The sequence below is a fragment of the Domibacillus antri genome (assembly GCF_001936625.1).
Classification (GTDB): domain Bacteria; phylum Bacillota; class Bacilli; order Bacillales; family Domibacillaceae; genus Domibacillus; species Domibacillus antri.
Genome location: NZ_MSDU01000003.1, coordinates 298508 through 312725, shown reverse-complemented (window position 1 = coordinate 312725; position 14218 = coordinate 298508). Strand labels below are relative to the sequence as shown.

At 45.9% G+C, this 14218-nt stretch carries 14 protein-coding genes; 11 read left to right on the top strand and 3 right to left on the bottom strand.

The genetic code is table 11. From position 1 onward, the window contains the following. The first annotated feature begins 142 nt into the window (after positions 1–142). The 6 genes from BTO30_RS01700 (at position 143) to BTO30_RS01670 (ending at position 3652) form a co-directional block, all read left to right on the top strand. A complete protein-coding gene (locus BTO30_RS01700; RefSeq protein ID WP_075396970.1) occupies positions 143–943 on the top strand; it encodes a flagellar hook-basal body protein in 801 nt (266 codons plus the stop codon). A gap of 13 nt (positions 944–956) precedes the next feature. Continuing rightward, positions 957–1745 (top strand): flagellar hook-basal body protein, encoded by a 789-nt coding sequence (locus BTO30_RS01695; protein WP_075396969.1) that lies wholly within the window; start codon positions 957–959, stop codon positions 1743–1745. Between the two features lie 16 nt (positions 1746–1761). After that, positions 1762–1965 carry a DNA-directed RNA polymerase subunit beta gene (locus BTO30_RS01690; RefSeq protein WP_075396968.1) on the top strand — a complete coding sequence of 68 codons (204 nt, stop codon included), beginning with the start codon at positions 1762–1764 and terminating at the stop codon, positions 1963–1965. Between the two features lie 14 nt (positions 1966–1979). Beyond that, on the top strand, positions 1980–2399 hold the full coding sequence (fabZ, locus tag BTO30_RS01685; RefSeq protein ID WP_075396967.1) for a 3-hydroxyacyl-ACP dehydratase FabZ: 420 nt from the start codon (positions 1980–1982) through the stop codon (positions 2397–2399). 416 nt (positions 2400–2815) lie between these two features. Continuing rightward, positions 2816–3100, top strand: a complete 285-nt coding sequence (locus BTO30_RS01675) for a hypothetical protein (RefSeq protein WP_075396965.1) — start codon at positions 2816–2818, stop codon at positions 3098–3100. 153 nt (positions 3101–3253) lie between these two features. Further along, entirely contained in the window at positions 3254–3652 is a 399-nt protein-coding gene (locus BTO30_RS01670) for a hypothetical protein (protein ID WP_075397062.1), read from the top strand. A 215-nt stretch (positions 3653–3867) separates the two neighbouring features. On the opposite strand, the gene BTO30_RS01665 is transcribed toward BTO30_RS01670, so the two are convergent. Then, on the bottom strand, positions 3868–4290 hold the full coding sequence (locus BTO30_RS01665) for a YwpF family protein (RefSeq protein WP_075396964.1): 423 nt from the start codon (positions 4288–4290) through the stop codon (positions 3868–3870). A gap of 242 nt (positions 4291–4532) precedes the next feature. Between BTO30_RS01665 and BTO30_RS01660 the strand changes: the two genes are divergently transcribed. Together BTO30_RS01660 and BTO30_RS17805 are read left to right on the top strand one after the other, a co-directional pair. Next, positions 4533–4904, top strand: a complete 372-nt coding sequence (locus tag BTO30_RS01660) for a single-stranded DNA-binding protein (protein WP_075397061.1) — start codon at positions 4533–4535, stop codon at positions 4902–4904. A 17-nt stretch (positions 4905–4921) separates the two neighbouring features. Then, on the top strand, positions 4922–5047 hold the full coding sequence (locus BTO30_RS17805) for a hypothetical protein (RefSeq protein WP_281248567.1): 126 nt from the start codon (positions 4922–4924) through the stop codon (positions 5045–5047). A 106-nt stretch (positions 5048–5153) separates the two neighbouring features. On the opposite strand, the gene BTO30_RS01655 is transcribed toward BTO30_RS17805, so the two are convergent. Then, positions 5154–7883 (bottom strand): DEAD/DEAH box helicase, encoded by a 2730-nt coding sequence (locus BTO30_RS01655; protein WP_075396963.1) that lies wholly within the window; start codon positions 7881–7883, stop codon positions 5154–5156. Beyond that, complete coding sequence (locus tag BTO30_RS01650; protein WP_075396962.1) at positions 7876–9177, bottom strand: hypothetical protein; 1302 nt, start codon at positions 9175–9177, stop codon at positions 7876–7878. Before BTO30_RS01650 ends, BTO30_RS01655 begins: the two co-directional genes overlap by 8 nt. Positions 9178–9425: 248 nt before the next feature. Here BTO30_RS01650 and BTO30_RS01645 point away from each other — a divergent pair, with 248 nt between their 5' ends. From BTO30_RS01645 to BTO30_RS01635, 3 genes are all read left to right on the top strand, one after another. Beyond that, positions 9426–10856: an N-acetylmuramoyl-L-alanine amidase gene (locus tag BTO30_RS01645; protein ID WP_075396961.1), complete on the top strand. Its 1431-nt coding sequence runs from the start codon at positions 9426–9428 to the stop codon at positions 10854–10856. A 96-nt stretch (positions 10857–10952) separates the two neighbouring features. Next, on the top strand, positions 10953–12899 hold the full coding sequence (locus tag BTO30_RS01640; RefSeq protein ID WP_075396960.1) for a S8 family peptidase: 1947 nt from the start codon (positions 10953–10955) through the stop codon (positions 12897–12899). Between the two features lie 271 nt (positions 12900–13170). Continuing rightward, a complete protein-coding gene (locus tag BTO30_RS01635) occupies positions 13171–14181 on the top strand; it encodes a C40 family peptidase (protein WP_075396959.1) in 1011 nt (336 codons plus the stop codon). The last annotated feature ends 37 nt before the right edge of the window (positions 14182–14218 follow it).

Below are 14218 nucleotides of genomic sequence, written 5' to 3'. Positions count from 1 at the left end.
TTTGTTAAACGCACAGGAGGATGGTGTGCGTGAAGAAAACTCTTGCTAACTTTGTCTCATTCTGCATTATTTTCTGTTAATTTCCGCTTTTTCTATTGTATAATATAATTAGTGTCTACTGCTTGAAAATGAGGTGAACAATTTGTTTAGAGGGTTTTACACAGCCGCTTCAGGTATGATTGCTCAGCAGCGGCGTACAGAAATTTTAACGAATAATATGTCAAACGTGAACACACCAGGCTATAAAGCAGACCAGACAAGCATGCGTGCTTTTCCAGAAATGCTGTTACAGCGTATTGATGAAACATCCATCCCGGTTAAAAATAAACTGAATTTACCATTCGAGCCATATGTCGGCGCTTTAAACACCGGCGTTTATTTACAGGAAACAATGCCAAATTTTCGTCAAGGTGACATTCGTGAAACCGGGCTGTCCACCGATCTTGCATTGCAGGGCGAATCCGTCTTTTTTACGGTTCAAAATGCAGCCGGCGAAACGCGCTACACGCGCAATGGAAACTTTACTTTGGATCTTGAAGGCTATTTAACAACAGCTTCCGGTCTTTACGTTCAAGATACAGAAGGCGACCGTATACAGCTGACTTCGGATCAGTTTATCGTTGACAGTCAGGGCCGTATCACTGAAAATGGTGCCGAGGTGGCCCAAATCGGCGTTGCCTATGCAGAGGATCCAAATGCGCTCATAAAAGAAGGGGACGGACTATACCGCATAGACGGTGCGGCGCTTCCAACAGCGTTTGGTGCTGCTGATGCGGCGTTTACTGTTCAGCAATCCTTTCTTGAAGGGTCCACAACAGATACAGCCCGCACAATGACGGATATGCTGACGGCGTACCGGGCATTTGAAGCGAATCAAAAGGTGCTGACGGCGTATGACCGCAGCATGGAAAAAGCCGCGAACGAAGTCGGCAGAGTGACGTAAAGGAGCGTACAGCATGAATAGAACAATGATTAATGCCGTCAATGCGCTATCACAGCTTCAAAAAAGAATGGATGTCACGAGTAACAACGTGGCGAATATGAATACAACCGGTTATAAAAGAAGCGATGCGGCATTTAGGGATCTCGTTCATCAGCAGACGAATAATTTGAATCGTCAAACGGAGGATATCGGCCGTCTGACACCGTTAGGCATTCGTCTTGGTGTTGGCGCGATGATGGCACAGGCGCAAATGGTCGGCACACAGGGAGCACTTCAGCAAACAGGCAGAGCGCTTGATTTTGCTTTGTCTCAGCCGAATCAATTTTTCAAAGTGCTCGTTCAAAATGAAGATGGTACCGGCCGCGTTCATTATACGCGCGATGGCTCATTTTCCATTACTCCGGCTGGCGGCGAAAACGTCATGCTCGTGACATCTGAAGGCTACCCGGTGCTTGATGAAGCAAATAATCCGATCGTCATGACGCCTGAAGAAATGGCGGAGCAGGCGGGAGGCTTAATAGGTCTCATACAAGTGGATAAACCGCAATTTTTAGAGCGCACAGGGGACAATCTGTTTGTGCTGCCGGAAGACCCGGCGGTGGCGGAAGGACAGGTTTTACGTGATCTTAATGCCGCTGAGCGTGAAGCTTCCGGCATTCAAGCTGGTTTTCTTGAAATGTCAAACGTGGATTTTTCAAAAGAAATGAGCGATTTGATGATGACACAGCGTTCCTATCAATTTCAATCAAAAGCGATTTCAATCGCGGATCAAATGCTCGGCTTAATTAATGGGGTCAGATAGAGGGGAAGGATGACCAGTGACTGAACAATGGAAGCGGAAAAAAGAAACCCGCCTCACCCCCCTCGGCAGATTCATGTTAACATCTTTTCTCATGATCATCACAGCTGTCACGGGTGCAGTGATCGGCTACAGCATTATCGGTACCGGCAACCCGTTAGACGTGTTTGTGCCTGACACATGGATTCAATTATTCGATGTAATTGTTAAAAGTCTCTTCTAAAGGTGGGTATCTCAATGGATATTCGTGAAATTAAAGAAACAATCCCGCACCGCTACCCTTTTCTTCTTGTGGACCGTATCGTCGAAGTAGAAGATGGAAAGCGGGCAGTGGGTATTAAAAACGTAACCGCGAATGAAGAATTTTTCAACGGACATTTTCCGGATTATCCGGTGATGCCGGGCGTGTTAATCGTTGAAGCGCTCGCCCAGGTCGGCGCCGTCGCGATGCTGAAAAAAGAAGAAAACAAAGGCCGTCTTGCCTTTTTCGCGGGAATCGACAATTGCCGCTTCAAGCGTCAGGTCGTTCCGGGCGATCAGCTGCGTCTCGAAGTCGAAATGACCCGCCTGCGCGGCTCCATCGGCAAAGCGAAAGCAATGGCTTCTGTAGAAGGCGAGCTTGTGTGCGAAGCGGAATTAATGTTTGCGCTGGAATAGGTGCTGTCCTATAAGTTGTAGATGCCGGGCCTGATTATGCATTATTTAGGCCGGTTTGTTGATATGACAGCCGGATTCTATATCATTGAAGGCTGGATTCGACAAAATCCGGCTATCGAAATGAATAAGGTGCTGCCTCGATAAATGTTTGAGGCGGCCCTTCTTTATTTGCTGCCGGAAACGCTGGACAGAACCGCTGAAGGCTGCATAGAAAGATGAAAAATGAAGCAGAATGAAGTGAAAGCTGTTTTCGTCGTCAAAAATAGGACCATTTACGACGTTTATTTTTCTTTTGCCAATCTTCATAGGGTCTTAACACCCTTTTTGTAAAATGGACGATTAATTTTTCCAGCAGCGGGAAACAATACAACCAGTAAGAGCAAAAAATCGTCATTAGCGAAAGGGGATTTTTACGAATGAATGCGAAACTGTTGAAATTAGCCGGTGGATCTGCCCTGGCTGCCATGCTGCTTGTAGGATGCGCGGGAAATGATGATGAACCTGCGGATGATAATCCGGCGGTTGAAGATGATGTTCAAGATGAAGATGTTGAAGACGACGTCATAATGGATGAAAACGACGAAACAGAAGATACGAACACTGACGATGACATGGACCCGGCAACGGATGAAAATACACCGGAAGAAGATGTGATTGAAGACCAGAACGATATGCAAGACGCCGATAATAAAGACAGCTGACAACAAAAGCATCGCGCCGCATTGGAATCGGCCGATGCTTTTTTAAATCCGAAAAAATTTTGTCACCAGTTCGAAAGTATGATAAAGTATAAGAGTTATTATTTTCGAGGAGTCAATGAGGCTATTTCCAGGAGGTACCTATTGGCAATGTCAATGTTAAACAGCTTATCACACGGTGTGAAAATCAGTATTACCCGGTCGATTACTACTGCTTTTGAACAATATATGGCGAAAATTATGTGGGATGAAGAAAGCTATCATCCGCAAGATTTTATGAAAGAGTGGCAGCGCTATATTCAGCAGAACGCTTCATGGTTCAATCAGGTTCCGGACGATATGAAATTAGATCCGCGCTTTCACGAAGACCTTGCTCAAAAAATCAATGAAGTGGTTGATAAAATCTTTTCGGAAGAGCCGACACCGGACCAGATCAAAACGATCGATTCTCTTCAAAAAGAACTCGGCACTAACTATGATTTTTCCTGTAAAGCGGAAGCACGTTTTTATATCGACTTTTTAACAAATTCGATAAAAAAAAAGCCGAACAGCTAAGCCCTGCTGATGAACGGGAGCTTGCGCTGGCTTCACTTCTGTACTATCAGGTATATGATGTAGATTTACCGGCGCATTCCTACACAAAGCAGGACATTCACTATATTATTCGATTATTGCAGCATACAATCCAAACCGGCTATGACGGTCTGCAATCAACGGTGGTTCATTGATTAAAGACAGGCGCTTTCCGATCAACAGGGAAGCGCTTCTTTTCATTTTTCCGGTACGTTTGGACGTTTTCGGATGACGTCCGTAAACGCGCGCAGCAGTTCTTCTCCTTCCAGACCCTGTTTTATAAGTGATTCCAGCAGCAGCTTTGCATACTCATTTCGCATCTGGCGGAGCTGCGCATCAAACAGCACGCTGATGCCGTGATCAAGCTTTTGAATCATGCGGATTGAAACGGAAAAAATGGCCGGATCATTCCCTCGGTGAGTGATAGCGATATGAGCGGTTAAATCCGTTTCATGTTCAAAGCGGCGGATCATCGTTTCTTCTGTTTCATCCAGAAATAATTCAATCAGCCAGGTCTTTTTTTCATCTTCCCGGTTAATCACCAGACCGTCCCGAAACGGAATTATTTGTGAATTCCCCTCTTTTTTTAAAAAAATTTCAGCGACCTTGAATGTTTTCATATCAACGATTCTCCCTTCTTGGAAGCGTTTTATACGAACAGTGTAACATAAAACTGCAATTTATCGCTTTTTTCACAATGACCAGGAGGTTTCTTGAGAAAGTTCGACAACAGTAGATTTATTTCGATTTTTTTCGATAAAGAAAACAGTGTGATGAATGGGGGAAAGTTGAAAAACCGCTGTTTGCCCTTTTGAACGCCCTTTTTTATGATAAAAACAGCAAGACGAAAGGAGGGATGAAGCTGATTAATCAAGTGACGCTCGTTGGCAGACTGACGAAGAATCCGGAACTGAAACACACAGCTGATGGACGGCCGCTCATTCAAACGACCATCGCCGTCAGCAGGCCATACCGAAATGCTCACGGAGAAACAGATACAGATTTTATTTACTGCACGATCTGGAACCGAATCGCTGAAAACACCGCGAAATATTGCGAGAAAGGCTCACTGATCGCCGTACTTGGCACGATTCAGACAAGAAATTACAAGGATAACAGCGGTAAAACAGTGTATGTCACTGAAGTGCTTGTTCATACCGTACGCTTTTTGGGAAAAAAACAGCCGGACGTAAAAGAACCGGCGGAAATGATTGAGACTGTCCCGCTTATTTGAGAAAAGGAGTTGTCTTGATGAGTGAACGGGTCGAACGTGTCCTTGAAGATATGATTTTTCAGCTTGGAAAAACAACCGCTCTCATTCATCAGCTCAAAGCAAGAATTGAAAAGTTGGAGGAGCAGCAAAAGCAGCCACAGTAACCGGCCGGGCAGCTGGTTACTGTATGAGAAGCCTCTTGCCCTGCGAAATGGCGCCAGCCCCCGCTCCGTCTGATGTACCCCTTACATTCAGACGGAGCTTTTTTTGTCAATCCAGTTTAAACAGTTCACTGAGTGCCTGATTATCAAGATCAGCGATAAAAGCCCCGCTTTGAATAATTTCACTGCTTGCTGCCTGTTTGGATTCAATCATCGCATCAATTTTCTCTTCAATTGTACCGGTTGTAATGAATTTGTGAACGTGCACAAATCGGCTCTGTCCAATCCGGTATGCCCGGTCTGTGGCCTGGTTTTCGACCGCGGGATTCCACCATCGGTCATAATGGATGACGTGATTGGCCGCTGTTAAATTCAGCCCGGTCCCGCCTGCTTTAAGCGATAACAGGAAAAAAGGAAATTCACCGTGTTGAAAACGCTCCACGAGCTTGTCTCGTTCCTGCTTTGGTGTGGAGCCGTTTAAAAACGGAACGTCAAGCCCAAATTCATCCGCCATTTCACGCTGAATCATCTCCCCCATACCAATGTATTGTGTAAAAATTAAACATGCTTCTCCCCGTCCATAAATATTGGCCGCAAGCTCCATTAACTTTTCCATTTTGGCAGAACGGACGCGTATATTGTCCGGCCGTTCTTCCTTTAAGAAAAGAGCAGGATGGCTGCACAGTTGTTTCAATTCATTTAAAAGACGCAGGATGAGACCGCACCGTTCAAAGGCGGACAGCTGGCCGATCTGTTCCATCGTATCGCGGACCGTCCGTTCATACAGCGCCGCCTGTTCTTTCGAAAGCGGACAGTATTCTTTTTGCTCGACTTTGTCAGGAAGACCGAGCGCCGCCTCCGGATCGTTTTTCGTCCGGCGCAATAAAAAGGGCCGTATTTTTGCCTGCAAAGCCGCTACGCGATCGGCATCATGATCCTTTTCAATCGGCACCATATACGATTTTTGAAATTGAGCGAGTGAACCGAGCCAGCCCCGGTTTATGAAATCAAAAATAGTCCACAGTTCAGACAGCCGGTTTTCCATCGGTGTTCCGGTCAAGGCAATGGGATGAAGGCTGTTTAACTTCCGGACAGCCCGTGACTGCTTCGTCCCGGCATTTTTAATATTTTGCGCTTCATCCAGTGCCGCTGTACTCCATACGACCTGTTCAAGCGTTTCAAAATCAGAATGGACAAGCCCGTATGTCGTCAATACAACATCGACTTCTGATATTTCTTTTAAAAATGCTTCTCCGCGCGGACGGTCTTTCCCGTAATAAAGCATAACGGACAAATCCGGGGCAAATGCGGCCAGTTCACGCTGCCAGTTGCCGAGTACGGACGTCGGACAGATAATCAACGCAGGTGCTTCCGGCTGTTCGTTTTTTTCAACGTGAAGCAAATAAGAAATGAGCTGAACCGTTTTACCGAGTCCCATGTCATCGGCGAGGCAGGCTCCAAAACCGCATTCCCGCAAAAATAACAGCCAGCTCATGCCGGCTTGCTGGTACGGACGCAGCTCGCCTTGAAGGGCCTCCGGAGCCGGCAGAAGGGGAATGTCGGATGCGCTTTTCAGACGTTCAATCATCGTCTGCAGCGACCGGTTTAAACGTATGTGAACCCGGGCCGCATCCTCTGTATCGGTAAACTCCTGATTCAATACATCGACGACAGTCACCCCGTCTTGCTTTGCTTTCTCCATTAACGCTTTTATTTTGCCGATGGCAGCCGGATCGAGATGCACCCAGCGGCCATTCGATTTAATGAGACGCCGCTCGCTGCTTGCGAGCTGCATAAATTCTTCTTCGCTCATTTCTATGCCGCCGAGGGCGACTTTAAAATCAAATTCTAAAATGGCATTCATTCCGACAAAGGACTGTTTATTCGTATCGCGTACATCGGCTGCCACAGATACGGCAGCCGACCGCACAGATTCCCACCATGGCGGAAGCAGTACGGGAATGCCGAGCGCGGTTAATTTTTCACCGCTGCCGGTTAAAAAACCAATGGCTTCCGCTTCAGATAGCGACTCCTTTAAAGCGCCATTTTCATTTAGTTCAGGAAAAAGGCGGAGCCAGCGCTGTATTTCTTCATTTGCGGTTAATTTATAGGGCTCTGCCGACTTTGGCCATTTCTTATGAAAAGAATATACTTTTTCAGATGGTTTGTTCCGGATTAATACCGCTTCTAAATGCCACCCTTCATCATCCGCATGCGGTTCTGATAAACGCAGGCCGGGTTCATACACTGCGGGTTCATCACCGGCGAGATAAGAGCGGAGCCGTACAGGATCAAAATAACGATTCAGCTCATCCGCAGTCAATTGACCGTTAAATGATTCCGCAATGGCCGTGATGCCGGGATGGGCGTGTGCCGCAATTAGCGGGAAGACACGTTCCACAAACGTGCGGCGGCTTTCGTTAAAAATCGTTTCTTCCCAGAATGAGTCCGCAAACTCATCGTGAACATCTTCCGGCACAGGCCAAGTAATACCTTCATCTGTAAACGCCGGCATCGCTTCAAATACCGCTTCATATAAAACAGGGGCACACGCTAAGCTGAAATGGCCGGCTTCATCCCATTCAAACCGGGCAAAACGGTTAAAATGTTCCGCCTTAAACAATGATACCCAGTCAAATGGAGTTAATTTAACGGCTTTTTCTCCGTCGAGCTGTCCGTACGTCAAATTTGTTCCGTAGAAGCTTTCCCGGTGGCCGGCAAATAAAAGACGGGTCCAGGATTCAGGAGGCAGCCATTGTCCGCCCGAATCCATTGCCCGCAAATAAAAAGACCCGTTTTCGTAGTGTGTCACAAGATGAATCGTTCCATGTTTAATCATGTAAAAGTCCGCCTTTTTTGCATTCTTCCTGAAACGCCCGCAGCCGTTTCGTATCGTCCGCCAGCCAGTTCAGCCACCGTTCAAATTCATCGGTCCGTTTTAATTTTTTATACATTGTCCGCATGCGTTTGATGAATTTCACAGCTTGACGATAAGCATTCCGGTTTCGCCCGGCAATAAGGACTGAGATGCCGTGGTGAAGAAGCGGCAATGTCTCTTCCGGAGCTTCTTTGATCGCTGTTTTCAATCCGGCTTGGTCAAGGTCTGGAAGTTCGGCATCCATGAGCAGCTGCAAATCGACCCATTCAGCATAATCGCCCCGTCCGATTAAAAAATAGCTGAGCGATACATAGCTGAACGGCAAGAGAGCGGTATAAAACTCTTTTACGAGCGCAGGAGCACGGCCAGCCAGATCGTCTTCATCCATAAGCCGGATGAGCTGACGCACAAATAACCGTCTGCTGTAGTCATCCTGGATGAGTAAAATACCCTCACCGGCGAGAGATGCAGCGGCCCTCAGTACTGGAATAAATCGATCCGACCGCCTCGCATCCTGGAGCCAATGAAGGAAGTATAAAAAGACATCGATCGGTCCGGCAGCCGCCGTTTCTACAAATTTATCCATCTCGCCAAGCAAATAGAGCTGATGCATATGCGCCGCCGTCTGCACGGTACTGCTTCCGGTGCCGGGAGCGGTTCTTTGCAGCTCAGCGCGCCGCCAATCCATTTTCGTGAAAAGGGAATCCCAGAGAAGGCGGTATAAATCAAGCCGTGCCGCCGGAAAAAGTTCAAACGGAAAAGATAAAAGCCGTCCGGTATCGCCTTTTAACAGATCAATGTAGGGCTCAAAGGCGAACGGAATCGCCCCGCCCGTCATCTTCACAGCATCAAATACTTCATCGGCCAAATAAAAAAGGATATCATATCCGGCACGCTCCGCTGTGTCAGGCGTCAATTTCGTTTCGTCAAAACGCTCAGCCAGGGCGGAAAACGTATAAAAAGCGGCGAACATACGAAATAAAACGGCCCATTCCCGATCAGCCGGCGCTTTTTTCAATAATTTTTGATATACATCTTTTGCGGCGTAGTCTGTATTGTATGGATGTTCTTCCATTTTTTCGATGGTGATCCGGCTGTAAACAGCGGAGGTAATGGTTTCTTTCCATTGTTCAGGAGAATTCCCGATTCCCCGAACAGGGTGTAAATCAGATGCACGCATGACACCGGGAATGGAAAAAAGATCCGCCCGATGAAAAGAAGATTGATCTGGAAGCAGCGTTTTCGCCTTCGTCAAAGTAGATGGCACCCTTTCGGTTCTGTAAGATTTCTTCATTATAGCATGAAACAGACCCGAATACGCAACAAAAAAGAACAAACGTTCCTTTGTTTCGTTCAAGTGACACATGTTACAGATATATTACATTTTTAGGGAAAATCTATCAAAATAGCGGTTATTTCGATAAATGTTAAAAAAGAACGGTGTTTAGTTTCATCTTTCTATGCTAGACTTAAGTGGTAAATTTTAAGAAAGGAGACAAAGTTGTGAAGAGAAAAGTGTTTTACAGTTTGCTTGCGTTACTTGTAATATTTCCTCTGTTCAATGTGACTTCACCTGCTCAGGCGGCGGGTTTTACTGATGTACCTGCACGTGCGCTGGAGGAAGTAACGTTTCTATCCGATGGCAATATTGCGAAAGGCTCATCTGCCGCAATATTCAACTCGAATCGGACGATTACAAGAGCGGAAGCGGCTATCTTTCTTGGACGCGCCCTTCAACTGAATGGCACGCCAAGAAAAACGGTTTTCAGAGACGTGGACCGAAGCTCTTCAGTTGCGGGTTATATACAATCTGGCGTCGATCATAACATTATTCTAGGGTATTTATCGGGTGTAAGCGCGGGGAATTTTTATCCAAACAAAGCGATTACACGCGGTGAAATGGCGATTATGATTGCCAATGCATTTAAATATTCATACGGAGGAACTGCTTCCGGGGCAGCGAAGGCGTTAATGGACCGCGGAGTCGCGGATGGGATGGGGAATGGGTCATTTGGCTCAGGTAACCTGATTAAACGTGCGGATTTCGCTGTGTTTTTAGCGCGCGCCATTAATCCGGAATTCCGTACAAAAGATTCAGTCAGCTTTACAAAATCATTATGGTCCAATGCACCAAACTTAAATATTCGTTCCGGTCCTTCGACAGCCTACCCTTCAATTGGCAAATTGTCGGAAAATCAGCAAGTATCCGGCGCTCATTCAGTCGGCAAATGGACCTATGTAAAATCAGGTGCGACCGTTGGTTTTGTCAGCACAGCTTATTTGCGCACAACAGCGGCAAAACCGGCTGCAACGCCACCTGTAACAGAAAGTGCAGATTCACGTCTTTCCGGGCAGACGATTATCATTGACCCTGGACACGGCGGCAGCGATCCGGGCGCAATCAGTTTCGGTCTGAGAGAAAAAGATGTTGTGCTTACAACAGGACTGAAAGTAAACAATCTATTGAAGCAAACGCCTTTTAACGTAAAAATGACGCGTTCAACGGATACATTTGTCTCGTTAAGCGCGCGGCCGGCTTTTGCTGTTAGAAACGGCGGCGATGTATTTGTCAGCATTCATGCAAATGCGGCGAGTGCAAGTGCAACCGGTACGGAAACATTTTATTATTCAGCAGCCACAAATCCATATACAGCGGACAGCAGGCTGCTCGCAACGAAAATTCAAAATCGCATGATTGCAGCATGGAATTTGAGAAATCGCGGCGTGAAAACTGGGAATTTTGCTGTTCTTCGGGAAAATAATATGCCGGCTGCACTGGCTGAACTTGGCTTTATCACGAACAAAAGCGACAATGACAAGCTCAAATCTGATTATTGGTTAACTTCTGCTTCCAAAGCGATTTATTATGGTATTTTGGACTATTATAAAGCGAAAGGCTACGATGTCGATTCACTTTATAACGTACCAAAATAGGAAAATAATAAATAGAATATTAAGGTTATAAACGGTACAATGAAGAGGGGACCCCCAAAAGGGCCTCTCTTTATTTTTATATTTTGGAAGAACGAGGTGATTGATCTGGGTACTCACAAACATTTACTTGCGCTGCTTTTCGCCGCCCTTTTCTTCTTCATCTATACCCCTGATTTCTCATTGGCAAACTCAGCGGATGTCAGACAGGCGGTCATTTTATTTGATGAAAAAGTGAACAATGAATTGCTTGAGCAATATTCGGAATCAATCGACTATGTATATGAAGCGATTCCGGCTGCGACGATTACCGTGACTGAGACGCAAAAGAAAGCACTGTCCATGGCGAAGGACGTCGAATCGATTGAATTCGACATGCCGGTAAAGTCATCGGCTCAGACAGTTCCGTACGGGTATAAACTGGTCGGTGCGGAAAAGAGGCTTCCATCCACATTAACCGGAAAGGGCATCAAGATCGGCATTCTTGATTCGGGAATTGACACAAAACACCCTGATCTAGCCGGCAGAACGGCAGGCGGCATTTGTTTAATGGATGTCATTGATGCACAAGCCTGCGCAAATACATTCAATGATGACTACGGCCACGGCACACATGTCGCGGGTATTATTGCGGCGAATAACAATACGATCGGCACGGTGGGGATTGCGCCGAATGCGAGTCTATATTCCATTAAAGTCCTTGATAGCAACGGCTTCGGTACGACGAGCACGATGCTGAAAGGGATTGATTACGGAATTAAACAGAAGCTGGACATTTTAAACATAAGTATTACAACACCTGATCAGGACAGCGCGCTGCAGAAGATGCTCCAGCAAGCGTATGATTCAGGTATTTTGATCATTGCGGCTGCCGGTAATATAGGCGAACCGGCAAAAAGCGGTTCATCAACTGTTCAATATCCGGCAAAATACGAAAGTGTCATTGCGGTTTCTTCCATAGATTCCTCCAAAAAGATGGACCCGGGTTCATCCATCGGAAAAGAAGTGGAGCTCGCGGCGCCAGGTGTAAACATTTACAGCACTTATCCAACGTCTATTCAATCATCCGGATATTATCACTTAACCGGTACATCGATGGCGGCGCCTTACGTCACAGGGATGGCGGCCCTGTATATGGAAAAGTATCCAGAAATGACAAACGTGCAAATCCGAAAACTGCTTCAGCGGAATGCACTTGATTTAGGAGCGGCAGGCCGTGATGCATACTTTGGGTATGGACTTGTTCAGGCGGATCTGTATCCCGTTGAAGGTGAGGTAAAACTTCCGTACACAATGGATGGAAAAGGGAAAATCACAATCGATACGTCGATGCTCGCTTCCCGTTTTGGAAAGTACCATGTGTATCGGGGCACGTCGCTTGTGAAGAAAAATGCGGCTGCGGATCAATTTGTCGACTATGCGTCAAAAGGGGCGCTGTCCTATCATTTTTACCCGGTTGAAAACGGAGTGAAAGCGGACATTCCGGCAGCAATGCTGAAAATTTCCAATACAGGTCCAGCGCTTTCGGATATTAGCACTTCCATATGGTATAACCGGTTTGTTATTTACTTGCACCATGAAAAAATCCTGCAGGGCTACCAAAACAATGCGATTCGTCCGACTAGCAAAATTACACGCGGAGAAGCAGCGATTCTGATCGGAAAAGCGCTCGGTTATGACGGCGCTGTCCGGAAGACCCGTTTTACCGATGTGACTGACCAGGTGCTGGCATCAGGTTACATTGAACAGCTGGCGCAAAATAAGATCATAACCGGGTTTTCAGACAAAACGTTTCGTCCATATGACGAGGTGTCGCGGGCTGAAATGGCGATCTTAATTGCCAAAGCGTATAAGATTAAAACAAGCACAGTATCAACGATGAAAGATCTCAGCGCGAATGTGACCGGTTATCAGTACATTAATGGGATGATAAATGCCGGAATTGTCACTGGTTTTGCGGATAACACCTTCAGACCGGGGATGAAAATAACACGCGCTGAATTTGCGAAATTTTTATCCTTAACGATGAATCCTGATATGCGATAAAAAAAGCGGCACGGGTCATTCCTGTGCTGCTTTTTTTGCGCTTAATTGATTGAATATTTAGTAATATTTCAATTTTGTTTCAACAATTTAATATAAAAAGGATGGAATATAGCAGATTAGCGACAATTTGGACCTGTATTGTAAAGAATTATGTCGGATGAAGACACTTCATTGTAATGGAAACGTAAAACTAATCATTGTTTTGTTTTGTTACAATGAAATTAATAGAAAAAGAGAGAGAAAAACACATGGGAGTTTTGGGAGGTTTATGGTGAACAGGTTCAAAAAAGTACTCGCGGCATTTCTTGCGGCTGTCATGTTCGTAACACTATCACCGCTTACTTCATTTAAAACAGAAGCGGCATCGGCAACAGTTGGAGAAATTGTCACGGCGTACGGAAAGAAGTTTATGGGAGTCCCTTATGTCTTTGGCGGAACATCACCAAGAGGTTTTGATTGTTCAGGATTCACTCAATATATCTTTAAAAATTCGGCCGGTATTTCACTGCCGCGGACGGCGGAACAGCAATATAAAATAGGGAAAGCTGTCTCAAAAAGTAATTTACAGCCGGGCGATTTGATTTTTTACGCAAATACATATAAACCGGGTATTTCACACGTAGGTGTATATGCTGGCGGTAATATAGTATTGAATGCAACATCAAGCAGCGGCATTACACTTGTTTCCATGAATGATTCTTACTGGGGTTCAAAATACGCCGGTGCGAAACGTGTTATTACGGATCAAAACTGGTTTACTGATGTATCGAAGTCAGACAACACCTATGCAGCCATCAAATCACTGACAGACCAAGAAATTATCGCCGGTTTTGACAATTTGCAATTCCGTCCTGACGCAAAAGTTACACGCGGACAAGCGGCGGCGATCATTAACCGCGTATTGAAAATTACACCAGCTCAAGTTTCTCATTTTAGAGATGTAGGGACGTCTTACTATTTTGCGAAAGATATTGCCGCGATGAAAGAAGCGGGCATTATAAACGGCTACTCAGATAACACATTCCGCGCGGGTGCTGAAATGACACGCGACGAAATGGCGAGCATCATTAAACGCGCATTTAACTTAAACATGACACAATCAGCAGCCGCAAGTGTCAAATATACAGATATTCGTGCCGGTCACTGGGCATATGACGGCATCATCGCCATCGCATCACTTGACCGTACAGGCTATTATTCAGGTACAAAATACAACGGAACGAAAGATGCGTCACGTGAAGCATTCGCCGTTGCAATCTATAACGCTATGAAAACACAGTAAGAAAATTGAAAGAGTCCCGGGATGTGTATTCCAGGGG

Bases quoted from the DNA above. Each gene is read 5' to 3' on its own strand.
- fabZ (WP_075396967.1), top strand. From the start codon at position 1,980: ATGGATATTCGTGAAATTAAAGAAACAATCCCGCACCGCTACCCTTTT.
- BTO30_RS01670 (WP_075397062.1), top strand. From the start codon at position 3,254: ATGTTAAACAGCTTATCACACGGTGTGAAAATCAGTATTACCCGGTCG.
- BTO30_RS17805 (WP_281248567.1), top strand. From the start codon at position 4,922: ATGAGTGAACGGGTCGAACGTGTCCTTGAAGATATGATTTTTCAGCTT.
- BTO30_RS01675 (WP_075396965.1), top strand. From the start codon at position 2,816: ATGAATGCGAAACTGTTGAAATTAGCCGGTGGATCTGCCCTGGCTGCC.
- BTO30_RS01695 (WP_075396969.1), top strand. From the start codon at position 957: ATGAATAGAACAATGATTAATGCCGTCAATGCGCTATCACAGCTTCAA.
- BTO30_RS01665 (WP_075396964.1), bottom strand. From the start codon at position 4,290: ATGAAAACATTCAAGGTCGCTGAAATTTTTTTAAAAAAAGAGGGGAAT.
- BTO30_RS01655 (WP_075396963.1), bottom strand. From the start codon at position 7,883: ATGATTAAACATGGAACGATTCATCTTGTGACACACTACGAAAACGGG.